The organism is Vibrio iocasae (assembly GCF_042245395.1).
In the GTDB taxonomy this organism is placed as follows: domain Bacteria; phylum Pseudomonadota; class Gammaproteobacteria; order Enterobacterales; family Vibrionaceae; genus Vibrio; species Vibrio iocasae.
In genome coordinates, this window is sequence record NZ_CP145310.1 from 2072654 (window position 1) to 2098376 (window position 25723).

Below are 25723 nucleotides of genomic sequence, written 5' to 3' on the forward strand. Positions count from 1 at the left end.
AACCGAACGAAAACAAGAAGTGAAATAGAAGGAGTTAGTGAAGATGTATAACTAACTGAGAAATTTAGTAAAATTTTTGGTACCTTAACATTTATAAAAACTACACATACAATAGACTTCATTGCCGCATCGAATAGTTGGGATGATTGATGAGCAAAAATAAGTACCAAAAGCTTGATGATGTTGAGCTGGATTATTTAGACGACAAAACCGCAGCCTTACTTCTTAAAACACCAAAGAATGCCCGTATTCTGCTATGGGTAATGGTGCTGTTTTTTGCCTTTGCGGTTGGTTGGGCATCTTGGGCTCAAATCGACAAAGTTACTGTCGGTGAAGGGAAAATCATTCCTTCATCTCAACTTCAGGTAGTTCAAAACCTGGAAGGCGGGCTGGTAAAACAGATTCTGGTGAGAGAAGGCCAGCAAGTAGAAGAAGGGCAACAGCTCATTCTTATCGATGACACCCGCTTTCGTTCGGATTTTCGTGAGCGTGAACAACAGGTACTTAACCTGACAGCAAGCGTGCTTCAGCTCTCTGCCTCTATCAACAGCGTACAAATAAACGAAAATGTCGCGGACAGCGAATGGGAAAAGAGTGTTCAGCTCGACTTCAATAAACTCGCTTTTCCTCCGCAGCTTGAAGAGTCACGGCTTCAGCTTGTACAACGACAAAAAGCGGAATACAAACAAGATCTGGAAAATCTCCAGAACCAGCTTTCAGTACTAAATCAACAAGTAAAACAGAAACAACAAGATCTGGTTGAACTTCGTGCCCGAGCCAAAAACCTGAGGCAAAGCTACAACTTTGCTCAACGCGAACTAGAAATCACTGAGCCGCTGGCATTGGAAGGCGTTGTACCTAAGATTGAGCTTCTAAAGCTCGAACGGCAGGTAAACGACACTCGCAGAGAAATGACCTCCACCGAGTTAAAGATCCCGACTCTGACTTCAGCAATTGAAGAAGCAAAGCTAAGCCGAATCGATGCAGCCCTTAAATTCCGTTCCGAGCAGCAAGAAAAACTCAATCAGGCTCAAGATCAGCTTTCTGCATTGACTGAATCTACCGTTGGCCTTGAAGACAGGGTAAACCGAACCATCGTTGTGTCACCTGTTAAGGGAACCATCAAAAAGCTTCATATCAATACGGTTGGCGGTGTTATTCAACCCGGAATGGATATTGTAGAAGTGGTTCCTTCAGAGGATACGCTTCTGGTTGAGGCGAAGATTGCGCCAAAAGATATCGCCTTCCTGCGTCCGGGATTGCATGCCATTGTGAAGTTCAGTGCGTATGACTTTACCCGTTATGGTGGTATGGATGGAACGCTGGAACATATCAGTGCCGATACCATTCAGGATGAAGAAGGAAACAGTTTTTATCTGGTCCGCGTTAGAACCGATGAAACAAAGTTTGGCGGAACTGAAGAGCTTCCTATTATTCCGGGTATGACCGCATCGGTTGACATCATTACTGGTAAACGAACGGTATTGGACTACATTCTAAAACCAATCATCTCTGCTCAAAAAACAGCACTAAGAGAATAGAGAACGATAGATGCGACGACCTTCAAAGACAGCAAATGTAAGATTTAAGCGTTGGTTAATACCAACGCTGCTGTCTGTCACATCTATAACCGCTACAGCGTTAAACAAAGATGAACAGTTTTGGGTAAGTGCGGTCTCCCAAACATACGGAGAACGAGCCGGAAAACGGGTTGAAACATGGCGTTCAAAACTGGCGCATCTCAGTAGTGAATCAGAAAAAACCAAGATGACAGAAGTAAACAACTTCTTTAATCAGCTTTACTTCGTCAACGATATCGATCTGTGGGGAAAAAATGACTACTGGGCGACACCGTTAGAATTTCTTGGCTCCAATGCCGGGGACTGTGAAGATTTTACTATCGCAAAATACTTCTCTCTGCTTGAGCTTGGCGTTCCTGACAACAAGCTTAGGCTGGTTTACGTTAAGGCTCTGGAGTTAAATCAATTCCACATGGTTCTTGCTTACTACGAAAAACCAAGTTCAGTCCCTTTGATTCTCGACAATATTAACCCCGTAATTAAGCCAGCAACAAAACGCAGAGATTTGTTACCGATTTACAGCTTCAACGGTAAAAACCTTTGGCTGATGAAAGAAAAGGCAAGCGGCACTCTCGCTGGAAAATCGTCGCGCTTGAGCCTTTGGAACGAATTACGCTCCCGCAAAGATGCGGTGAAGCTAAATAAACCAATAAGAAACTATGATGAGTAAGCACCATGACACTATATAGACAACTTGTCGCGGGTATGTTGGCAGTATTTATCATACTCATTGGCGCAGTGTTCGCTATCGAGTTCAATACCACTCGCAACTTCTTAGAGCAGCAACAACGCTCTGAAATGAACAACACCATTAATACAGTGGGATTAGCACTGGCGCCTTATCTCGAACAGGACGATAAAGTTGCTGTTGAATCTGTCATCAATGCGCTCTTTGATGGAAGCTCTTACTCTGCGGTCAAGCTCAGTTTTCTAGACTCCAATGAAGAAATCGTTCGTAGCTACGATGTAGCAGCAAATGGTGTACCAGAGTGGTTTGTTAACCTTCACCTATTGGAAGCACTTCACGATCGTCGTGTCGTCACCAGTGGCTGGTTACAGCTTGCAGAAGTAGAGATAATCAGCCATCCGGGAGATGCCTACGAGCAGCTCTGGCAAGCGATGGTTAAACTATCTACCGCTTTTTTCGCGATATTCATCATTGGGTTACTCGCTATTGCATTTCTATTAAGACGAGCATTAGAGCCCCTACGTCTGATAACAAACAAAATGCAAGAGATTGCAGAGAATCAGTTTGGTAAACCTCTTGAGCGCCCTGGAACAAAAGATCTTGTTGCTGTGGTCGATGGTATTAACGCAATGTCACAACAAGTTGAAAAAAGCTTCAAAGCACAGGCTCAGGAAGCTCAGCAACTGCGTGAAAGAGCGTACATGGATCCCGTATCTCAATTGGGTAACCGTTCATTCTTTATGAGCCAGCTTAGTCAGTGGTTAAACGAAGCGCCTAAAGGTGGTATTGCACTTCTACAAGCTCAGTTCATTAAAGAGACTTACGATGAGTCAGGTTACGAAGCCGGAGACAATCTGGTTAAAGAACTGGCTGATCAACTGAAGCTAACGACGTCCATAGACAATGTCACCATCGCCAGAATTAAGACTGATGAGTTTGCTTTCATTCTTCCGGGGTTAGATGAAGATGAACTGAAAGAAGTCGGTACTAACATCGTCAGCAGTGTACGAAATGTTAAGCCAGATCCAACGGGTATGAGCCCGGAAAACGCGTTCCTAGGCTTGGTTTACAATGAGTTAAACAAAGCTTCTACTGATGTACTAGCGCTGGTGGATAACGCATTAACCAAAGCGCGCTCGGAGCCTGAACTGGACTTTGGCCTGATCACCGAGAAATCTCAACAGCTGACACTTGGTAAGCAGCAGTGGCGCTCACTTGTCGAAGAAGCACTGAGCAACAATGCTGTTGAATTTAAGTTCCAGTCGGCCGTCAACAAAGAGAAAGCGATTTTCCACAAAGAGGTATTCTCTGCGATTGAGATGAATGGTGAACGATACTCAGCGAACCAGTATCTGTTTGCACTAGAGCAGCTTAATGCGGGCCATGTATTTGATGAGTACGTCATTGAACAGATGATCGCTCGCCTGGCAACGGGTGAGTTAAATGAACCACTGGCTATCAACCTGACGGTAAGTAGTGTCAGTGAGCCTAGCTTTATCCGCTGGTTGACGAAGGAACTGAGTAGACACAAAGATATCGCACATCTACTTCATTTCGAGATTCCGGAAATATGCTTTGTCAATCATCAGCACCACACTGCACTGCTTTGCCATGCCATTAAGACCTCTGGCGCACTGTTTGGCGTCGATAACTACGGCCGTAACTTCCACTCGTTAGATTACATCAACGAGTTCAGACCAAACTACGTGAAGCTCGATTATCTGTACACGCACCAGATTGAAGATGAAAAACAGCGCTATACGCTGACTTCTATCTCGCGTACCGCTCACGATCTTGGCATCACCACTATCGCATCACGAGTGGAAACTCAAACTCAGCTGGAATTCTTGTCAGAGCATTACATAGAAGCATTCCAGGGCTTTATCGTTGGAAAATAAGAAAGGTTAGATTGCATGCGCGATCCATTATTAAACTCACTCGTATACATCAGCCGATACTACGGCTTGTCTAACTCACCAGAAGCACTGGTGAGTGGCCTGCCACTATCGGATGGTCGCCTGACACCTTTTCTTTTTCCTCGCTCAGCTGAAAGAGCCGGGTTAGTCGCAAAGGAAAACAGAACGTCCCTTTCAGACATCTCAGAGCTGGTTTTGCCTGTCGTCTTGATGCTGAAAGATGGTGACGCTTGCGTACTGGTTAGTGTCAATGAAAGCACTCAGGAAGCCGAAGTTGTCACTATCGACTCTCACCTGATTCCGGTAGCGATTCCTTTAGAAGAGTTAAATCAGCAATACACTGGCCGATATTTTTTAGTAAAAAAACAATTCAGATACGATGAACGTTCACCAGAAATACTAAAAACCCGTGATGGTCATTGGTTCTGGAGCACTATCTTCGAGTCTAAACACATCTACCGAGACGTACTCATTGCCTCGCTGCTGGTCAATATTTTTGCCATTGCAGCACCAATGTTCACCCGACTTGTCTATGACAAAGTGGTCCCTAACCTTGCATTTGAAACGCTCTGGGTACTGGCATCCGGTATCTTAGTTGTCTTTGTCTTTGACCTAATACTCAAGTTGCTTCGAAGCTACTTTATCGATGTTGCAGGTAAGAAGTCGGACATACTGATCTCATCAAAGCTATTTAGCAAAGTGATGGGAATACGAATGGAAAGTAAGCCACCTTCTGTTGGTGCGTTTGCCCGACACCTTCAGGAGTTCGAATCGATACGAGAGTTCTTCACATCTGCCACAATCAGTGCGCTCATCGATCTCCCTTTTGCCTTGATGTTCCTTGGAATCATTTGGCTTCTGGCCGGGAACCTGGTCATTATTCCAATCGTTGGTGTTTGTATTCTGATTATCCACTCACTGTTAATTCAGGGACCACTGCGAAAGAGTATTGAAGAAGGTTCCCGTCTTGCTTCTCAGAAGTATGCAAACCTGATTGAAAGCTTAGCCGGTTTGGAATCTGTAAAGTTATTCGGTGCACAAAGCCAGTTCCAGTATCGCTGGGAAGAAGCTGTAACCCACATGTCCAACTGGAGCATCAAGAGCCGCAGGATCACCGACTCAATTCAGAACATGGCAGGCTTCGTTCAACAGTCTAGCAATGTTGGGATGATCATTTTGGGTGTCTACCTTATCGCAGAGGGTGAACTCACCATGGGTGGCTTGATCGCAGCGACCATGTTGAGCGGTCGCGCAATTGGACCTCTTGTTCAATTGTCACTACTTTCAACCCGTTACAATCAGGCTAAATCTTCTATGAGCATTATCAATCAGGTCATGGAGATGCCAGACGAGCAGGAAGAAGGTAAGCGTTACATTCACCGTCCAATTATTCAGGGCAAAATTGAGCTGGAAAAAGTGACATTCCACTACCCGGATTCGCCTGTTGCAGCAGTTCGGGATCTAAGTCTTACCATTAATCCGGGTGAAAAAGTGGCCATCATAGGCCGCATTGGCTCCGGTAAAACAACCCTTGAGAGGCTCATAATGGGCCTGTATCAGCCTACAGAGGGTTATGTTCGTATAGATGACACGGACATCAACCAGCTTCATCACGTGGATGTTAGACGCAATATAGGCTGTGTACCTCAAGATAGTATTCTGTTCTTCGGCTCTATCCGGGACAACATCACTCTAGGGCAACCTCTGGTTGATGACAGAGAAGTGATGGACGCGGCTAACCGTGCAGGTGTTACGGCATTTACACAACAAGACCCAGCAGGTCTGGAACGTCAGGTTGGTGAGGGCGGAGCCTTGCTCTCTGGAGGTCAGAGGCAAGCAGTCTCGATTGCACGAGCCATGCTTGGCAGGCCACCGGTACTACTGCTTGATGAACCTACCAGTGCCATGGATAACCGTTCAGAAATGCTGATAAAACATCAGTTAAATCAGATGAAAAGTGATGAGACTCTGATACTGATTACCCACAAAACAACCATGCTTGATGTGGTAGACAGGATTATCGTCATGGAAAGAGGCACTGTGATTGCTGACGGTCCAAAAGAACAGGTCCTGTCCGATCTCAAACAAGGAAAAGTAAGAGCAGCTTCATAGCTGCTCTTTTTCATCATTTATATTTTGCTGCGGTAATAAACTCACCGAAGGTTTCACACCAAACAATGACACTGTTGAAGTCCTCTGGATTTACATCGCCTGGAACATCAACAACAAAGTTCTCGAATGTTTTCACTTCACCGACACGAACCATACTTGCTTTAAGTCGATTAAAATCATCTTCCGTTTCCACAAATTCAGGAGAAAGGTAAAGCTTATAATCCGGACCAGGCGCAAGTTCTCCCATAAATGATATCGACTCAGTACCAACGCTAACCGTACCCTCTCCCCAGTGGAAAGAATCGCTATCTTTCAAATCTTTTTGAAATACTGCTGAGTATTGAGCTTTTGAAGAGGCCATCTGAACTTCGGATTCGCTCGGAGCAGGAGGAGCAATAAGAATTGGTAAAGCATAGATACCTAGCCCAAAACCTAACCCTCCCACAGCGAGGTGCGTTGCTAACAAAATTCCTATCGTACTTTTTCTCATATCCTTATTACCTATCTCAGGCTTTTTTCACAAACTTGGCTGTCACCATCATTTCACCCGCACCATCAACTTTACAATCCAATTGATGATCCTTCCCATCAACAATACGTTTTATGATTGCCTTGGTACCAATCTTAAGCACCAGAGAGCTTCCCTTCACTTTCAGGTCTTTTGCCAAAGTGACTTTGTCACCTTCACTCAATAGTGTGCCATTGGCATCTTTGATACTGATAGATTCATCAACCTCGGAAGGATTCCATTCATAAGCACATTCCGGGCAAACAAGATTATTCTGATCCTGGTACACATACTCAGATTGACAGTTAGGGCACGGTGGAAATGACATTGACGACTTCTCGATTAATTACACTAAGCTCTATGATATTTGTCATAGGCATATTTCGCGAGCTAATTATTGATTAGTCTGCTTCAATAGAAGATAAGACTCGCCATCTTGGTTGCGAATAGGTTCATTGGCATCATCGATAAGAAGCAGTCGATTCTCTTGCACACGGAAAATCATGTCGTCAACCAAAATTCCACTTCCTGATTCATTCCAAACGGCTTTCCCTTCTTCCATCACAGTGATGCTCATTTTTCCGATATGACTTCGACTCATCATGTATGAGCTATCTTTCTTTAGATCAAGAAAAATATTGGTACCATCACAGTCACTACAAGGTACCATTCCTTTATAGGTGCCAAACCAATCAAGTGAATTACGAGAGTTATGAGCCGTATCAGCGACCGGGGTAGATACTTGTGAAGATTCAGAACTCGCATTCTGCACTGACTGACATCCCATTAACGTTATGCAGCCGCACAGTGTCACCGTTAGAAGTCTATTCATCAAAAAACACCTGTTCTTTTTAATTGTTTGAAAACATTTCAAGAATACAGTTTAGACCATATGATGAATCAACGGTTCTTTCTTTGCGTTAACTAATTCACTTGTCTGTTTTTTTTAGCTTACTGAACAGACCTTCCAGCAAATCTGTTGGCATTGGGAACAATATAGTTGAGTTCTTCTCACCAGCAATTTCTGTCAAAGTTTGCAGATAGCGAAGCAATATCGCATTGGGCTCTTGCGCTAGTTTGGTCGCAGCCTCAACCAGCTTATCTGATGCTTCCATTTCACCGGAAGCATGAATAACTTTCGCTCTACGCGCTCGCTCGGCTTCTGCCTGGCGCGCAATAGCACGTACCATGCTCTCATTTAAATCAACGTGCTTAATCTCAACATTTGATACCTTGATTCCCCATCCATCGGTTCTGGCATCAAGAATGGCTTGGATGTCATCGTTGAGCATTTCCCGGTTGGAAAGCATCTCATCGAGTTCGTGCTGCCCGAGAACGGACCTTAAAGTCGTCTGAGCAAGTTGAGAGGTTGCTTGCAAATAATCCTCAACATTAATTATCGCTTTTTGCGCATCAACCACTCGGAAGTAGATAACGGCATTAACTCTCACAGAAACGTTATCCCGGCTAATCACATCCTGGCTAGGTACATCCATAACAACAGTTCTTAAGTCCACCCGAACGATCTGCTGGATGATCGGAATAACAACGATCAGGCCGGGACCTTTTACTTCCTGAAAACGACCTAAGAAAAAGATCACGCCGCGTTCATACTCTCTGAGCACATGAAATAAACTAAAGGCAATTAGAACAACCAAAATCACCGCTAAGATGGGAGTCAACATTCCGCTAGCTATCACTGTTTCCAACATGATCTTCTACCCTCTGATTCTTTGTAACCAATAAGGTTAATCCTTCAATTTTTTGAATCGTTACAGACTCATTCTGCTCTACCGGTTTATCACTACGCGCAGCCCATCGTTCGCCTCTAACCAGTACGAAGCCTTCACTTGAAAATGCTCTATCAACGACACCGACAACACCAATGAGAGATTCCGCACCGCTAACTTTTTTCTTGTGTCTAATCGTCCATAGTCGTCGAAAGATAAAAACTAGAAACGCAACTGAAATGGCTGTTAACATATAAATTAAAGGCATTGAGACTTTTAACTCAGGTATATCACTATCGATGAGAAACAGTGAACCTAAGATGAAAGCAACTACGCCTCCCCCTCCTAAAACTCCAAAGCTTGGCACCATTGATTCAGCAAGCAATAGTGCTAAACCAACGATGATTAAACCTAACCCAACATAATTAACGGGTAACAACTGAAAAGCATACATCGCAATTAGAAGACATATCGCTCCTGTAATACCAGCGATACCAAAACTAGGGCTATAGAATTCCAAAATGATGCCGTATACGCCAATCAGCATAAGAATGTAAGCAACATTAGGGTTGGTAATTGTGGCCAGAAACTGATCTCTCCAATCTGGTTTCTCTTCTACCAGTTTCGCTTCACCTAAATCTAGAGTCTGTTTTTTGTCGTTGATGGTGACCTCTATTCCCTCAACTTTAGTTGCAAAGTCTTCAGGATCATTCGCGATCAGATTAATGACGTTCAACTCCAACGCTTCATCGGATGATAAAGTTGCGGCTTCGCGAACGGCCTTCTCTGCCCACTCAACATTCCTTCCTCTTAGTTTTGCCAACGACCGAATGTAAGCGATAGAGTCATTAAGAATTTTCTTCTCCATAGCGCTTGGTTCATCACCGGAAGGCTCATCCGATTTATCATTTCCTCCGGTTCCACCCATTTGTACCGGAGTTGCTGCACCTAACGTTGTCGCAGGAGCCATTGCTGCTACATGGCAGGCATACAGAATGTACGTACCAGCACTAGCGGCACGAGCGCCAGACGGATGCACCAAACATAAGATAGGAATCTCTGAGGCAAGTATGTGTTGATTGATATCTCTTAGGCTAGTTACCAACCCACCAGGGGTATCAATGGTGATAATAATCGCGGGGGTAGAAGAGGATTGATTGGACTTTTGAATTTCTTTGATGACATAGCTACCTACTGCGGGGCCGATAGCTCCACTGATAGATAACACAGGTACCGTCCGTAAAGACTCTGCTTCAGGTTTTGATGTGTCTGCTCCGGACGGGTTGATAATGCAAATAAGACAAGCTAAGACGACGCTCAGCAGCCAAGGACGCATCCGACTTCCCCCTTTGAGACATACTAAAAGTGTAGTTCAAAAGTGAAAGTTAGACCTCTATTTGTCGCGATGCTCCCTATAACTCTTCTTCATCCTGTTCTACACCTTCAACCATCAGGCTACAGTGTATAGAGTATTGATCAAAAGAAAACTTAGCGGCGTTATGCTCTCGCTTGGTGATAACAACTTCATCACCATATTGAACGGTTACCCTAGTAAACACTTTCTCTTTTACCGTAACAGTGTTTTCTTTTAACAAGCGCTCAAGCTCAGATTCAGCCCACTCTCTTTTGTTCTTTGCTTTGGTAAGCAAATCGTTATTCTTCTGCTTGAGAGCTTCAATCTTTTCAAGCCCTTCTGGATCGCGTTCCGCTTTTGGAATTTTTTTGTACTCCATTTCCTGGCGGATCACATCCATGGTCTTGTTCTGAATTGTGGTATAGCGCTCTTTCAACTCATTTAAGCCTTGCTTATATTTGTTGAACCGAACAAATGGTTGGATAAAAGTTGCGGTATCACCTTCGACGCCAAGGTTGGCACACACAATCTTGCCACCGACTTTAGCATGACCACCGCTCAATGTTCCTTTTCTCTCAGAGGAATCAAGAACGGTTAAGTCTCCGGTACACATAACGGTGTTGTTCAGACTATGTAGTTCCAGCTCTATATCACCCATCGCTTGCAGGAAGGCAAACTGTGCATACTTGCTCTTGATGTTGCTGTTGGTCTTCACGATACAAGCTTTGTCTTCATCTTCGTCAACCGCATGACCGATTATGCCCTGGCCTACAACAATGTCCTCTTGAGCTTGAACATCAGCAGACTCTATAAAGCCGCCCACAGTGATAGAGCCGGTTGCTCTCACTATCATACCGGGTTCGATATTGCCTGAAACAACAATACTCCCCTTGAACTTAACATGCCCGGTCGATACATCGATATTCTTGAGTGATAAAGCAGGATCAACTTCCACACTGCTTTTCTTAATGATAGGCATACCGGAAATAGCAGCTCTAAGAAGGTTAGGATTAGATTTATCTACTTCTGTTCCTTTACTCGCTTTCAGTGCAGCATCCTTACCAGCAGTTGGCTTGATAATAGCCCCAAGAACGGTGAAACCCGGTGTACCTCTCGTTGCGGGAATACGCTTAAGAACCTCTTCTCCGGCTTCAACCGTTATTGTCTCTCCAAGGTCCCTCATATCAACCTGGTCAGTCTTATCACCGGTAGTCTGTGGTTTTAGCACTCGTTCGTTGGCATCATCTACGAGAGGGATAAACTGAACATCTTTACCATGTTTGGCATCAACACCAGCAGCAACAGGCTGAGTAAATTCTTCTCCCGGACCAAGCTCATTGCTTACGGTAAGAACCTTTTTCAATGCGAGTTTGTTAATTCCTTTAATCACTTTTGCCTGAGAAAGCATATGAAGGAGTTCAGGCCCGTTAATTCCACGTCCTCCGTAAGCACCTGTTACAACAACTGATGCAAGCAGGTCGTGGTTTTCTAGAATCACTTTAGCTTGAGCATTTTTTTTGCAAGCGACAACTATGCCATCGTATGCGGCTTTTTTGGTTTCACGCGCAGCAACAACAAACTGGTTAACCGCTTCTTCATCATAGAAAAAATCTGCTGCGCCTAATTCTTCGAGAACACGATCCAGGCCGGAAGCACTAAAGGTCGGACCCACTTCCTCTTTAGTAGGCAGTTGAGCGATAACGCTATTCTGGTCATCTGAAAGGCGAGTTAGTTCATTCCACATGGTTGCTCATATCCGTATATTGGGCCACAAACAGTCTATCCAATAAATGAAACTGTTGTATAAAAAATTGCCTGAAAACCCGTTACAAGTCACTTTTTGATTTACAGTGTAAATTCAATTGATCGATTTACACTGTAAACTCAAGACCATGCCAACTTAACAGCCACCTTTTATTTGGTTTTACACTGTAAATCCAAATAAATTGCAGCTTCTTTTTTTAATTGCTCTTCTACTTGTTTTCGACCAATATGCCCAAAACTTGATACTAGTCTCTTCCAACTCATCCTCTGGAATAACTTCGCAAGCAAAATGGGTGGGATTTTCTTATTACTCTTAATTACTTGTAGGCAAATCGCTTTGTACAATTCCCAAAAAATACTTTCATAACTCACCGCACCAAAGCAATAATTCTGTATCAATTTTACATTATGCGTCGGTTGATAACTGTGATTTGCGGACGAGCTTGCAAGAATGTCTGAGAGCAAAGCTGATTCTGTTTCCGAGAATACTTCCGGCATAAGCGAGATCAGTTGTTCAGGAAATTGCGCTGCTACTTCATTTATCCAAGGTTGTTCAGTTGAAGCTCTGACCATAATCAACGAGTGTGTGCCACTCGCCTGATCTCTTTTAGCACCGAGTCGAACTGGAAGAAACTCTGAACTGCGCCAGAAGTTAATAAGCTCCGAAGTCACTCCAAAGCTGGTGGCCACGTAATCAAACTCTAGCTCTTGAATATCGTCTAATTTTGAAAGGGCCTTTGAACCAATACCTGAACGATGAAGATCGGGATGAACTGCAACTCGCATAATTCTAAGACATTTATCCAATGCCGCTTGCTCAATGCCTAACTGCGTAGCCAGTGTTGATGCGATTAGATGTCCTCGAGGCCTTCTTGTTCCAGAAAGAACATCCTCAAGCAGTGCTCTACTCATACCTCCTTCTAAATGAACAAGCAGACATCCCAATAACTTGTCGCCCTTATTAATGGTTATGAGATGAGTAGACTCGTCTTCTAGCAGCTGGAGTAAGTCATTTGGTGAAGTCTGATAGTGAGCAGAAACCAAAAGAGCAAAACTGTCTCGAACAACATCTTTGCTTTCGAACATCTCTGATTTTGAAATAAGCTTGACCGAGAGATCTGCATCCTGAACGCAGAGTTCTCGGTTTACTGGTTCAATCTCAGCATCCAATAAAAAGGTATCAAACAACCAATTTTCCAGTGGATCATTTGTCCCCCATCGAATTGGAGTTTTGAGCTCAAAAGAGTTCCAGCCGGGGCGATTCTTATCTAACCACTCACTAAATTTAATGGTAAAGCCTCTCCCACACCCTTCGTAACCATGCACGGTAGTAGAGAAAACGACGCGATGATAAATCTCAACACTCGCTTTCAGCATCGGCAAAGGTATTGCTGAAGCTTCATCAACAAACAAGATATCGCAATCAGGTTTTGTCAGTAACAACTCGTCGGGCGAAATAAAGCTCAAGCTAGCTTCGCCCATAACTATCCGATTTTTGTTTTTTTCAAAAGAATTAGTGAGTAAACGCTCTGCGTGTTCAAATACAGGCTCGACAGACTTCCTAGCTGGAGCAGTGACGAGAACCTTCTTTCCTTTTTGACTCATTAACTTCGCCGCTGCAATGCCGAGAGCAGAACTTTTACCCCTTCCTCGGTCAGCAGTCAGAACCAACGGGCGCTTTCTGTGGCCATCTAATACGCGAAGTATTTTATCAACCGCTAAGCCCTGTTCTGCATACTGATCTTCATAGCTTGGAATTGACTCTTGAACTGTCTCATTTAATTTCGAGCTTTGCACAATCGAGCCATCTTCAGATATTGTCGTTAGCTCTGAAAATGCATCTACCAACCAAGGTAACTGAGCCGCTCCATGATCATTAACAAATAAGAACACGATGCCGCCACCAACCAAACATCCAATAGCAGCAGTAAAACTATTGGCGTCAAAACCATCGCTATCATCATAAATCAGCAAATCTCTTTCTCTACCGAGTAACTGATGTCCGCTCTTATAACCGAGTAATTCGATGTTATGGATTCCCTCCCCTCCCAACTTAGTCGCACCTGCGACATCTGTTGTGGAAAGGTATTTTTTTACAATACTAATTCTCCACTCGTAGCACCCGTCGAGAATCACGGCTTCTCTGTGCCTAGACGATTTTAGTCGAGAGTGAAGCTGAGCAAGATATTCAATTGGATCTGACATGAGATTGGGTCTGGTTAGTTTTATTAGATAAGGTCTCTTAACTAAAGATAGTATCACAAGGCACAAAAAAAGCCGCAATGGCTAATTGCGGCTTTGAGTGAAGAGTAAACTGAGCTTAAGAAAGCTTAGACTCAATAAACTGAAGGATATCTTCCATCATGGAATCATCGACTTTCTTAAGGTTGATCGCTAAACTGCTTCCTTTTCTTGTAAAGCTAGCACGACCTTTAACCAGCTCTTTCTTAGCAGGCGCTGCTTTTTTAGCAGGAGCGACTTCGCTTATCCACTGCTCAATATGCTCTGAGACTTCTTTAGTAACTCTTGCTACTCCCTGTTTCTCGCTCTCTTGCCAAACAGTTTTACCTTCTGTCTTACATTTTTCGAGCACAGTTTGTTGCCCTTCATTACTAAGCTCACTGAATAGCTTATGCAGTTTTACAATTGTTGGGCGACCAATATCGACAACATTCGGATATGCCTGAAGCAGTTCTAACGGCAAAGATGCAGCCTTCAGAGCACCACTCACTAACGCTTCACTACACTGGAAGATTTTTGCCAGTGCTTTTTGATCTTCAGCTTCACCGGAATCAAGCTTAGCCTGCATTTCCTTACCACGCTCATAAAGAGATAATGGCTTATGAGCATTAGCAACATCAGATAAGAACTTAGCATGCTCGGTGTTGATGCTTTCAGCTACATAAATCAGGAAGTCTTTTTCAGCAAGAATACAGGACATTCTTCGACGACTACCATCAAGAACCTCAATTTTACCTTGCTCATTTCGACGACCGACAGCTGGGTATTGCTGACCTCTCTCTTTAAGAGTGACTAAAACATCCGAAAGCGCATGCTCATTCAAAAACGACTGCTCACGAGCATTTTCTTCAAATACAGTTGTCTCTGATTCAATCTCTGATGCCGGAATCTTTACGAGTTCAAACTCGACAACCTGCTGACCTGCGACTGCCAGTTCGATAATCTGGGCTTTTTCTTTTGCGGCTGTCTGAGCTTCCTGAGGCGTTGTCGCTCTTCTTTTGTTTGCTTTTCCAAATAACTTCGCATTTAGCTCAGAAGTTTTTATTGCTGCCATTTATTTCTACTCCTGATTAAGTGAAGACCAGTTACTGTGTAATACACGCTCTAACTCCAGAGCACTTTTTTGAACAGAGTCTTGTGCATTTAGAAGGGTCTTTTTGCCCCCTTCAAAATCACCAACAGTCAAGTCAAAAACCGTGCTATAAGTATCAGCACAAGTTTCAAATGCCCTACTCCTTGGCATGGTCGCCATCATAACCTGGTCATTCAACAGATAGTTCATTTCCGTCAATACAGAAACCTGCTTCTTGTTGTCATCTTCAAACATAGTCGGAATTAGACGAACAAACTCTAGTCCTTTCCAGTCATCCGGGAACATTTCATATACCGTAGGCAAATGCTGGAAAAAGTTAACCGTCGAAGCCCAGTCCAGACGTTTCGCTGCGCATGGGATCAACAACGCGTTAGACGCATACATTGCATTCCAAACCAACGGATCAACGTGCGGACCAGTATCAATCATTATGATATCGAACTCATCACCAATCTTATCGATCAGCTTTTCTTTCAACAAACGAACAATATCTAGAGATTGGTTCTGAGATAGATTCTGCCAAGCTTCAGCATTAAACATAGCATCTTCTGGGAAAGCTGAAATAGTTTTCAGGTTAGGATACTGTGTTGGAAGCAATACATTTTTATTCAGGAATTCTCTATCTACCTCAACATCTTCAGGGACGTTGTCCAACATAATATCGACAGCAGAGTAGATATTGTCGTGCTCTTCCACACTGATTTGTGGATTCAGGAATAGACGCAAAGAGCCTTGTGGATCAAGGTCAATCAAACAAATGCGGTATCTTTTATCTAAATTCAGAGCCAGGCATGCAGCAAGGTGAACCGCCGTCATGGATTTACCAGTACCGCCCTTCTGGTTCTGTACGTTAATAACCCAAGGTTTTTTACCCGCATTTCCCTTTCTTTCATGAAACTTAGCAACGCCAGCGGCATCCATAAGCATGTGCGCTTCCTGAAGAGAAATGGAATAATGGTTCGCGTTATTCTTAGTAAATTGATGACCTTCACTCTCTAACTTACTGATCGCGTCATCTAGCTTACGGCGAGTTAAACCTGAACGGGTTTCCATAGAGGCTTTAGACATAGGTGGAAAGTGATCATCACTTCGCTCTTCAAGCACTATTTCAATGCGATCTGCTTGAACCTGTTTTGTCAGTTCTGCCAACTGATATAAGTTGTCTATCGTTTGTTCTCTTTTCATGCCATTTTCCATTTCGAGACTCAATTTTCACATTGTACAGCACTTCAAACTTTAAACAATAAAAAGCTGAACATACAACAGGGAGTAATATCACATATATATTTATACCTGTTATCAAAAAGCAAATAATTAGCGATAAATAGGCTAAAAAATGGACTGTAAAGTTGATTACTAAGACTCAACTTCGACTCTAGATTTTAAATATTACGTTGTCACTTATTTACAATGTAAATTGATATTAGTTCGGAAGAATGCTTATCGGTGTGTAAATTACGGCCAGTGGTATTTGGAATAATAAATCGATGAATAGATGTAAAGATTCTAAAATACTGAATACGATGGGTAGGAACGATGATCAAGGAACTCTCTTGATCATTCTTCCGAAGCAGCATGTAAATCAGGAAGCATGATCAAGGCATTAATTTGATTACTTTATCTCCAATCGGCCTATTTGAAAAAGATCCAACCATCGGATCGATGATCAAGGGATGTTTTCGCCGGAAGCATGTAAATTCCGATTCAAATTACGGGCAATGTCCCGTGGAATAAAGGCATGAGTCAATTAGAGTGGGATTTAACTTGTTTTACGCGGGCAATCAAACGACATACTAGTTGTCTTGATCATGCTTTCGAACTCACATTGAGTTGAAGTCTACGTACAGCATGTAACAACGTATCTAAAACTGCTAGCAAATTTTCCAGATTAACGGAAAGATGCAAATCAATGCTTCCTTGATCATTCTTTCGGATAGGTAATAGAGCCTGAAATACAGTATTAATCCTTGAAATTTCGATTTGGCTTGTGGATAACATGTGCTTTTACGATGATCATTCTTCCTAGCGATCCATGATCAAACTTTCAGACATTACATGATCATTGTTTCAGGCGTTTTTGATCATCGTTCTGTAATAGCGTTGATCAGGCTTCCAGAGATGCCTTGATCATGCTTCTGAAAGACAATTTCACAATAACCTTAATATACAAAGACTTAAGAAGGAAAAAATTCCCGGATCATTAGATCACTTAATCAATATAGATCAATATAAACAATAAGATCAGTTTAAAAAGAACAATAAGTTTTTCTTTATTTATGATCTCTTTTTCTTTAGTCTTTCGGAACTATAGCGACATTACGGCTTATTAATACTGGATAACGAATGAAATCAGAAGAAAAGGTACTGATCAAAGCGCCTAGAAGTCACAAGGATGGACACCTTTTTGAAGTCTCTGAAAATGCGGTGGATTGGATCGAGCAATACCAGCATTTTAAAGGCGTCACAAAAAGCATTATAGAGCTACTTAATTTGATTTCATTACGAAGCTTTAGTAGTAAAGATGGTTTTGTTTCTACCACTGAACTTGTAGAAGCAACAGATCGCCATCTCACCAGAGCCGCTATTCAGCAACGTTTACGAGCAGCAGTCAATGTGGGACTATTTTCGCAAATACCAGTGAAGTTTGAAGAAGGGCTTGCTGGAAAAACCATGTTGCACAGATTTGTAAATCCGGCACAGCTTGTATCTGTAATGGGTGCAACCAGTTTGATGACAGAGTCGACAAAGAAAACCGAAAAGCAGAAACGTTCGAAAGCGTTAGCTCAAAATCAGGTAAACAGACAACTGCTCAACGAGTTTGGCTTGCAAACGCCACCAGCAATGAAAGATGAGTCTGAACAGTTTGTCGTATCACCAGCCAACTGGGCGGGGATCATCGATCAGGCTCTTGCTCCCCCAAGAACTAGAAAAAATTACCAAAAATCAATGGTGTCCATTTCTGGATCCAGAGCGGTAATCGAAACAAGATCTTCTAAAAATATTATGACCGTTGACGATCTTATGACGTTATTTGCGTTGTTCACGCTGACCGTTCAGTACCACGATCATCATCAGGAAGATTATCAGATCAATGCAAAGTTAGTGCCTAACAAGACGCCTTTGTATATCACTGATATCCTGTCTATGAGGGGGAAAAAAGACAGTGGTCCGGCACGTGATGGCATACGAGAAAGTATTGATCGTATCGAGTTTACGGATTTCCAATTACATGAGTTAACAGGCCAATGGCTTAGTGAAAACATGCCTGAAGGCTTTAAGAGTGATCGATTCCGCTTTCTGGCCAGAACGATTACTGCGTCAGAAGAGGCGCCTTCTGAAGATGCTGCGGGCGAAATCAGGATCAAACCTAATTTATATATTTTGGTGTGGGAGCCTTCTTTTTACGAAGAGCTTCTAACAAAAGATTACTTTTTCTTGTTCCCACCCGAGATCCTGAAACAGCACACACTTGTGTTCCAGTTGTATTCCTACTTCCGTAGCCGTATGTCCCGCAGACTAACGGATAGCATGCTGCTTAGTGATCTAAACCAGAAGCTTGCCAGAAATATTGAGTGGCGACGTTTCTCTAATGAGTTGATCAGAGAACTTAAGAAGCTTTCTGAGGGAGAAAAAAACGATCAATATTTTGAAGTGAATCTATGGGGTTACCATTTGGCTTTGACGCTTGAAGAAGACAAAGGGAAAACCCGAGATTACCGCGTTGATATCAAGTGTAACGTAGAAGAGGTCCTTCGTTATTCGAGAGCCAGAACGACTAATGCAGGTAAACGTAACATGGCTCCTACGTTGCCAAACCCGCTTCGTAACGAAATGCTTTCTAAACAGAAGTTGGAAGAGCTGTCTGAAATTATTGATGGTGAGTTTGAGCCAATTCAGCGTAAACAGGCGTCACCAAAGGGGCGATTAGGCCGAAGAGTTAAGCTTAGAAAGCATCTGGTAGAGATCAATGCAGATGAGCTGACGATCACCTTGTCTAAGTATACCTCTCCAGAGGCCCTAGAACGCAGTATAACCGCTCTTTCTGCAATGACTGGTCATCCTCATAGTTCAATCCAAAACGAGTGTCAGGAGCTATTAGAGAAGCTTGACTGGCTAAAAGTGGGCGAGGATATTGTCCCTTATGAAACTCTGAGTAAAACGATCGAACTGTTTAACAGTCAGGCTCAAAGTAAACACTTATCGATCGAGAAGCTGATCTCAGGGCTTGCTGTAAGGAAAAAGATCTGTAAACAGATCCATGAAGGGCACATCAATGAAGAAGTGATCCGAACGTTGGATGAAGTCGCGAACGGAATATAAACACAATTCAGACCTAACGTTGACATTAAGCTGACATCAGAAGGGCCGGTTATCAATAGAATTATTAGCGAATAGACAACCTTTTGTCCTTTCTAATGAAATTGATAGATTGGCTCATATTGTTAGATTCATATTGTTATGGATTATTTGGCGGAGTAACTTATTACTTCGCCATTTTTTTATCTGCCACCCATATCAAGCCTTGATCATGCTTCCGGTAAAATGCTTTTTTTGAGGAATCGCGCAGGCTTTTCTTAAGAGAAGGTTGTTTAGAAATGAGATCTGAATCTTGCTGTTTTCCTACAGCGTAATCTTTTAAGAATATAAGTGAATCGACGACAGTGCAAAGGCACAATTGATAAATTTATAAGTCATCATTCAGAAACAAACCCCAGCTCACATTCCTGATCGAATTTCCTTAACAAGGATATTTCCCTTTGCTACATAAACCTTGTCCCTACATGGTTTTAATCGGAGGTTCAAATGTCCATTAATTCTATTGACCATGATGAAATAACCAAAGTTGCATCGAACTGGGACTTCAAGGAAGAAGACTCCAAGCAATCTACAAAACAGGTTAAATCTGCAGAAGCTCGCCGTCGGATCGAGATGTTGAGAGAAATTAAGGAAAGCGGATTAACGATGGAAGAGGCTGAGGAATTAGGTCTGTTACATCACTGATGATTGCTAAACCAATGCAAAATTACCAGGGGGCGACATTCTGTCGCCCTTAATTTTATTACTCTCCACCACAGTTAGCTTTAGAATTCTTGAGCTACCGTCTGTATATGATATATTGCTGCACCACCAATGAATGCCGACTGGAAACCACCAATGTCTATAAACTTATCGCTCTTGCCACCGGAAGAAAAAAACAAAGTGGAACTCGATAAGCAAGCCTCATTTTTGGTCTGGAAGCTCAAGCAGGCGAAGGCCGGGCCAGAAGAGATTGTTTCTGAAATGAACAAGATCAAGAGTGAAAATGAACGCGAGTGGTTTGCACAGTCAGTTGAAAAGTATAAGCGAGTAATGGGAGTAGGGTGATTCCCACAAACTGAACCAAGTACTGGTGTGAATCATTGAATTGCCCCTTTATTTTGTTAAAATCCGCCTGTTGAATTGAATCAGAGAGAACATCCCGATGGGAAGAAGTTTTGAAGTGCGCAAAGCCTCTATGGCGAAAACTCAAGGCGCAAAAATTAAAGTTTATTCTAAGTACGGTAAAGAAATTTACATGGCTGCCAAGAACGGTGGAGCCGATCCAGATTCTAACCTGTCTCTAAAGCACCTAATCGCGAAAGCTAAAAAAGATCAGGTACCTGGCCACGTTATTGATAAAGCAATAGATAAAGCGACCGGTGGCGGTGGTGAAGACTATCAACCAGCGCGTTATGAAGGTTTTGCTCCTGGCGGCGCTAGCGTTATCGTTGACTGCCTGACAGACAATGGCAACCGTACTTTCCAGGATGTTCGTCAGTGTTTCGTGAAAACGGGTGCTAAGATTGGTAGCCCAGGTGCGGTTTCGCACATGTTTGATCATCAGGCTGTTTTCCAGTTTAAAGGTGATGATGAAGAAGCGGTACTTGAAGCTCTTATGATGCAGGACGTTGATGTTTCTGACATTGAGCTCGAAGATGGTGTCATCACAGTATTTGCTCCGCACACGGAGTTTTTCAAAGTGAAGACTGCTCTTGGTGAAGAATTCCCTGACGTGACAATTGATGTAGAGGAAATCACTTTTGTTCCTCAAACAAATACTCCAGTAACAGGTGATGATGCCGAGAAGTTCCAGAAGTTCCTTGATCTTCTGGATGATTGTGATGATGTTCAGCAGGTTTATCACAACGCAGAGCTGTAATCGCTTAGTCGATACCGACAAGTACTCAGAAAAGCCGGACATGATGTCCGGTTTTTTTTGTTCTGACTCTATGTATACTACACTGTGCGGTTTACATTTTGGTGTCGATTAGAATGAAGAGTTACAGCAAGAAAATTAGTGCATTGCTTGTCTCGTTAGCCTTAGTTGGCTGCAGTAATGCAGAGAAAAAAGATTACAGTCATCTGGACTACTATTCTGATGGGAAGTTCCAGAACGAGAATCAGATGAAAGATACTGAAACATCGAAGTTTTTCCGCGCTATGTGGGCGATGATGTTTGAAACCGATCCGCTGGCCGAGCCTGAAGTTGAGATCCCTGTTAAGGCCATGACCTTACAAGGCCTGGAATATGACATACAGAGCAACGATCTTGTTCTCTATCGATTGGGACATTCGACAATCCTGATGGCTTTGGATGGTCGATTCTGGCTGTTTGATCCAATGTTTTCTGAACGCGCTTCTCCTATGCAATGGATCGGCCCCAAACGCTTCCACCAGCCACCGCTAAGTATTGAAGATCTACCTCCTCTTGCTGGCGTTATCATTTCTCACAACCATTACGATCATCTTGACGAAGACAGTATTCGGCAACTTGCTGAAAAAACAGAGCGCTTCTACCTTCCACTCGGTAACACGGGTTTGTTGGGAGAGTGGGGTATTCCTCAAGAAAAAATAACCGAATTAGGTTGGTGGGAGAGCGTTAGTAGCGGTGATGTCGAAATTGTATCAACACCGGCACAACATTTTTCTGGTCGCTCTCTCACAGACAGAAACGAAACTCTCTGGACATCCTGGGTTATCAGAACCAGTAGTTATTCGACTTACTTTAGTGGTGACAGCGGTTACTTTTCTGGGTTTAGCAAAATAGGTGAGAAATACGGACCGTTTGACGTCACTATGATGGAAAATGGAGCGTACAACTTACTTTGGCCTGATGTGCATATGCTGCCTAAGGAGACGGTACAGGCTCATCTCGATTTAAAAGGAAAGGTGTTATTACCAATCCACAACGGTACTTTTAGTCTGAGCACTCATTCATGGCGTGATCCGTTGATCAAGGTACGCATGTATTCGGATGAAATGGGTGTAAATCTGGCAACTCCTATTGCTGGTGAGCGAGTGGTAATAACTCAAGAAAAGACAGCAAAAGGTAAATATGCTAATGCGTGGTGGGAGGCGACTAGTGATGAAAAGTAAATACATCTTGGGTGCGTTACTCACAGCGTCACTTTTTGCTCCGGCATTTGTTATTGCTGAGAATCATTCAGAAAGTATTCAAGATATGGAAATCAACCATATACTGAATCACCTGAAGGCTTCTGACTGCATCTTCATTCGCAACGGGAATCGTTACAGTGGTGAGAAGGCTGCCGATCATCTGGCGGGCAAATATGATTATGCCCGCGATAAAATCAAATCTGCTGAATCATTCATCGAAAACATTGCATCTGAAAGCTACTTTTCAGGTAAACCTTACCAAGTGGAATGTCCGGATAAACCCACAGTCAAATCTCAGGATTGGCTGACGAGCTTATTAATAGATTATCGCTCTAGATAGCACTCCTAGTATTCGGTATGCTGCGGACATATATAACAAACACAAAAGGAAGTTGAAATGAAAGTAAGTTTTGTCGGTCTTGGCGTAATGGGTTATCCGATGGCAGGGCACCTTCAGAAAGCAGGTTTTGATGTTACGGTTTATAACCGTACCGCAGAGAAAGCGAAACAGTGGGTATCCGAGTTTGGTGGCCAAATGGGTGAAACTGTTCCTGAGTGCGTTCAAGATGCTGATGTAGTGCTTACCTGTGTTGGTAACGACAATGACGTGAGAAGTGTCACCACGAGCGATACAGGCGCTCTGGCAGCGATGAAACCGGGTAGTATTCTGATTGACCATACAACCACCTCTGCAGAACTAGCTGAAGAGTTAAAAACGGCATGTGATGGGAAAGAGATCCGTTTTATGGACGCGCCAGTATCTGGCGGCCAGGCAGGTGCTGAAAATGGCGTGCTAACCATTATGTGTGGTGGCGAGAAATCAGACTTCGATGATGTCCAATCTGTGTTTGATGCTTATGGTAAATCTTCTGTACTTATGGGAAGAGTAGGGCAGGGGCAACGTGCGAAGATGGTAAACCAAATCTGTATAGCTGGCGTGCTGACAGGTCTGTCTGAAGGTTTGGTGCTTGCTGAAAAATCTGGTTTAGATATCCCGACATTGGTTGATTGCCTGAAAAATGGTGCAGCAGGCTCCTGGCAAATGGAAAATCGCGCTGTAACTATGGCTGAAGATAAATTCGATTTCGGATTTGCCATAGACTGGATGATCAAAGACCTGGGTTTCTGTCTAGACGAAGCAGAAAGACAAGGTGTGAAGTTACCTCTGACAGAGAAAACGACAGCTTCATATAAAGAGCTGGCTGCAGAAGGGCTAAGCCGGATGGATACATCGGTGCTTCTGAAAGCAGTTCAGAAAGAGTCCAAAGAATAGATACAGTAGCCCAGTTAATCGCTGGGCTTTTAATTATTTACAGTGTAAAGCCACCTCCAAACCATCCTGAATAGCCCCAACCAAACCCGATACTGAATCCAGTGATGTGTATCAATACAAGATGAACTATAAATTTTAAGTAGCCCAAAAATGTAATCGCTAATAAAAAAGATAGGTCTGTAAATAAAAATTATTAATTTTATTATGAGCTCAATTTGGGGGTGACTAAGTTCTCGTTTTGACATTTACAACAACAATTATTCTCAATATGTTATTTTGAACTTCACCCAAAAATGATAACTTTCGTTGATTGTAAGAGTGATTTTTATACAAAAAAACGAAACTCAGGTTGTCTAGGTGAAAAAATACGTCCATACGCAGTTCAGCGGATTGGTAGTGGTGTTGGTTTCTGTGCTTTCCTCTGTGGCTCATTCTGAACCTGCGGGTAGACTTGCTCCTTCCACTCAGTCTGATATTGAAAACCAGCAGGCTCAGCGTCTTCAGGATATAGAAGATGCCAAACAATCCTTAGAAACCCTCGTACCCACTCAAACCTTGCCCCAGTCGGTTGTTGATGATGAGGAGCAGTGCTTTCAGGTTGAGCGTATCGAGCTTGAAGGCAACACCGTTTTTACCTCTGACACGCTTTTAGATTTGCTGGACTTTGAACCAGCCTGTATTGGCCTTACCCGCATCAATGACTATCTTCGCATCATCACCAATGGCTACGTCGAAGCTGGTTACGTCACTTCCCGTGCCTTTCTGGTACCACAGGACTTATCGTCTGGCGCTCTGAAGGTGGTGGTCCTAGAAGGCCGGCTGGAGGCATTGCTGTTTAACGGAGAGCCTCAGACATTTTTGAGTCAGGCCTTTCCGGGCATGGAAGGCGGGTTACTTAACCTGCGCGACATTGAGCAGGGGCTTGACCAGATAAATCGCTTAAGACGATACAACGCTCAGATTCAATTGCTGCCAGGCAGCAAGCAGGGATACAGCGTGGTGGATATCAAGACTGGAACCGGCACCTTTGGCAGTTTTGGGGTTGGTTTTAACAATTCCGGACAGGCGTCCACAGGCGAAGAGTTGTTGTCGTATACCCTCAGTGGGGAAAACTGGCTGGGGCTGCTGGATAAATGGACGTTAAATGGCAGCAAAAGCGCGGAGTTCATTGACAGTCGGGATGCAGAAAGCCTCTATTTCAGTTTGGATGTGCCAGTGGGGTACTGGAACATCGGCTACGCCACCTCTTACAGCACCTATAAGACCAGCATCAATAGCCGGGGGATGACCATTACCTCGAACGGTAAAACCAACAGCCACGATGTGTCATTGCGCTGGCTCTTTCACCGTGACGGGCTGGGTAAGTCCGCGCTGAGTGCCAAAGTGAATCATCGGCGGGAAAAGAACTATCTGCTTGGCAATCTGATTGAAACCAGCTCCCGCAACTTAAGCTCGGCCTCAATGACTCTGGAGCTCAGTCGCCGGATGTGGGGCGGCTTTTTTGCCCTCTCTCCTTCTCTAGTGGTGGGGACCGACTGGTTCGGTGGGGAAGAAGACGGAGAAACCGGTAAGGTACCCTCTGCGCAGTTTTATAAAAGCACCTTAACCGCCAGCGTGACTTACCCACTGCCTGCACAGCTCAGTTACACCAGCACCGTGTTTTCCCAGTGGAGCAACGACACGCTGTATGGCAGTCAGCGCCTGAGTATCGGGGGAGAGTATTCGGTCCGGGGGTTTAAGGATGTCTCTATTTCCGGGGATGAAGGGTATTACTGGCGTAATGACCTGACGTACCCATTGGGTGAGGTGCCTTATCTGGGGCATGTTCGCACTCAGTGGGCAATGGATACCGGGACCATTGTCCCCGACAGCACCGATGCATTTGAACGGGGCTCACTCTGGGGCACCAGTTTTAGCCTGTCGACGGCCAACCCAACCCTCTCTACCGGTCTCACCGTCGGCTTTCCGATGGCTGCCCCTTCCAGGCTGAAGGTGGATGACTATGTGCTCTATTACCGCCTCAACCTCACGTACTGATAAAAGGAGAG

General features: G+C 43.6%; 21 protein-coding genes. 12 read left to right on the forward strand and 9 right to left on the reverse strand.

Annotated features, from left to right (window positions below; translation table 11 throughout):
- Window positions 1-149 precede the first annotated feature (149 nt).
- Genes SNR28_RS09210 through SNR28_RS09225 form a run of 4 tightly spaced genes read left to right on the forward strand, consistent with a single transcriptional unit; the run spans window position 150 to window position 6296 of the window.
- On the forward strand, window positions 150-1541 hold the full coding sequence (locus SNR28_RS09210) for an HlyD family type I secretion periplasmic adaptor subunit (protein ID WP_375748914.1): 1392 nt from the start codon (window positions 150-152) through the stop codon (window positions 1539-1541).
- Between the two features lie 10 nt (window positions 1542-1551).
- Entirely contained in the window at window positions 1552-2250 is a 699-nt protein-coding gene (locus SNR28_RS09215; protein WP_375748915.1) for a transglutaminase-like cysteine peptidase, read from the forward strand.
- 5 nt (window positions 2251-2255) lie between these two features.
- Window positions 2256-4166: an EAL domain-containing protein gene (locus SNR28_RS09220; RefSeq protein WP_375748916.1), complete on the forward strand. Its 1911-nt coding sequence runs from the start codon at window positions 2256-2258 to the stop codon at window positions 4164-4166.
- 15 nt (window positions 4167-4181) lie between these two features.
- Window positions 4182-6296: a type I secretion system permease/ATPase gene (locus tag SNR28_RS09225; protein ID WP_375748917.1), complete on the forward strand. Its 2115-nt coding sequence runs from the start codon at window positions 4182-4184 to the stop codon at window positions 6294-6296.
- A gap of 13 nt (window positions 6297-6309) precedes the next feature.
- On the opposite strand, the gene SNR28_RS09230 is transcribed toward SNR28_RS09225, so the two are convergent.
- The 9 genes from SNR28_RS09230 to SNR28_RS09270 all read right to left on the reverse strand — a co-directional run bounded on the left by SNR28_RS09230 (window position 6310) and on the right by SNR28_RS09270 (window position 16171).
- Entirely contained in the window at window positions 6310-6786 is a 477-nt protein-coding gene (locus SNR28_RS09230; RefSeq protein WP_375748918.1) for a DM13 domain-containing protein, read from the reverse strand.
- Window positions 6787-6802: 16 nt separating this feature from the next.
- Window positions 6803-7132, reverse strand: coding sequence for a zinc ribbon domain-containing protein YjdM (locus tag SNR28_RS09235; protein WP_375748919.1), 330 nt, complete (start codon window positions 7130-7132; stop codon window positions 6803-6805).
- A 66-nt stretch (window positions 7133-7198) separates the two neighbouring features.
- On the reverse strand, window positions 7199-7636 hold the full coding sequence (locus tag SNR28_RS09240; protein WP_375748920.1) for a copper resistance protein NlpE: 438 nt from the start codon (window positions 7634-7636) through the stop codon (window positions 7199-7201).
- Between the two features lie 97 nt (window positions 7637-7733).
- Window positions 7734-8489, reverse strand: a complete 756-nt coding sequence (locus SNR28_RS09245; RefSeq protein WP_375749925.1) for a slipin family protein — start codon at window positions 8487-8489, stop codon at window positions 7734-7736.
- Between the two features lie 4 nt (window positions 8490-8493).
- A complete protein-coding gene (locus SNR28_RS09250; protein WP_375748921.1) occupies window positions 8494-9870 on the reverse strand; it encodes a nodulation protein NfeD in 1377 nt (458 codons plus the stop codon).
- A 76-nt stretch (window positions 9871-9946) separates the two neighbouring features.
- The gene (locus SNR28_RS09255; protein ID WP_375748922.1) at window positions 9947-11632 is read right to left on the reverse strand and encodes a DUF342 domain-containing protein; all 1686 of its coding nucleotides are present in this window, start codon (window positions 11630-11632) and stop codon (window positions 9947-9949) included.
- A 170-nt stretch (window positions 11633-11802) separates the two neighbouring features.
- Window positions 11803-13857, reverse strand: coding sequence for a GNAT family N-acetyltransferase (locus SNR28_RS09260; RefSeq protein WP_375748923.1), 2055 nt, complete (start codon window positions 13855-13857; stop codon window positions 11803-11805).
- 115 nt (window positions 13858-13972) lie between these two features.
- A complete protein-coding gene (locus SNR28_RS09265; protein WP_375748924.1) occupies window positions 13973-14947 on the reverse strand; it encodes a ParB/RepB/Spo0J family partition protein in 975 nt (324 codons plus the stop codon).
- Window positions 14948-14953: 6 nt separating this feature from the next.
- Entirely contained in the window at window positions 14954-16171 is a 1218-nt protein-coding gene (locus SNR28_RS09270; RefSeq protein ID WP_375748925.1) for a ParA family protein, read from the reverse strand.
- A gap of 1158 nt (window positions 16172-17329) precedes the next feature.
- Here SNR28_RS09270 and SNR28_RS09275 point away from each other — a divergent pair.
- The 8 genes from SNR28_RS09275 to SNR28_RS09310 all read left to right on the forward strand — a co-directional run bounded on the left by SNR28_RS09275 (window position 17330) and on the right by SNR28_RS09310 (window position 25712).
- Window positions 17330-19306, forward strand: a complete 1977-nt coding sequence (locus tag SNR28_RS09275; protein ID WP_375748926.1) for a replication initiator protein RctB domain-containing protein — start codon at window positions 17330-17332, stop codon at window positions 19304-19306.
- Window positions 19307-19789: 483 nt separating this feature from the next.
- On the forward strand, window positions 19790-19987 hold the full coding sequence (locus SNR28_RS09280; protein ID WP_375748927.1) for a PA3496 family putative envelope integrity protein: 198 nt from the start codon (window positions 19790-19792) through the stop codon (window positions 19985-19987).
- Between the two features lie 153 nt (window positions 19988-20140).
- Entirely contained in the window at window positions 20141-20350 is a 210-nt protein-coding gene (locus SNR28_RS09285) for a DUF3283 family protein (protein ID WP_375748928.1), read from the forward strand.
- A gap of 97 nt (window positions 20351-20447) precedes the next feature.
- A complete protein-coding gene (locus tag SNR28_RS09290; protein ID WP_375748929.1) occupies window positions 20448-21164 on the forward strand; it encodes a YebC/PmpR family DNA-binding transcriptional regulator in 717 nt (238 codons plus the stop codon).
- A gap of 113 nt (window positions 21165-21277) precedes the next feature.
- Window positions 21278-22381 carry an MBL fold metallo-hydrolase gene (locus SNR28_RS09295; RefSeq protein WP_375748930.1) on the forward strand — a complete coding sequence of 368 codons (1104 nt, stop codon included), beginning with the start codon at window positions 21278-21280 and terminating at the stop codon, window positions 22379-22381.
- The gene (locus tag SNR28_RS09300; RefSeq protein ID WP_375748931.1) at window positions 22371-22742 is read left to right on the forward strand and encodes a DUF5329 domain-containing protein; all 372 of its coding nucleotides are present in this window, start codon (window positions 22371-22373) and stop codon (window positions 22740-22742) included. The genes SNR28_RS09295 and SNR28_RS09300 overlap by 11 nt, the downstream gene beginning before the upstream one ends.
- A gap of 57 nt (window positions 22743-22799) precedes the next feature.
- Entirely contained in the window at window positions 22800-23675 is an 876-nt protein-coding gene (locus SNR28_RS09305; RefSeq protein ID WP_375748932.1) for an NAD(P)-dependent oxidoreductase, read from the forward strand.
- 357 nt (window positions 23676-24032) lie between these two features.
- Window positions 24033-25712 (forward strand): ShlB/FhaC/HecB family hemolysin secretion/activation protein, encoded by a 1680-nt coding sequence (locus SNR28_RS09310; RefSeq protein ID WP_375748933.1) that lies wholly within the window; start codon window positions 24033-24035, stop codon window positions 25710-25712.
- Window positions 25713-25723: the final 11 nt, after the last annotated feature.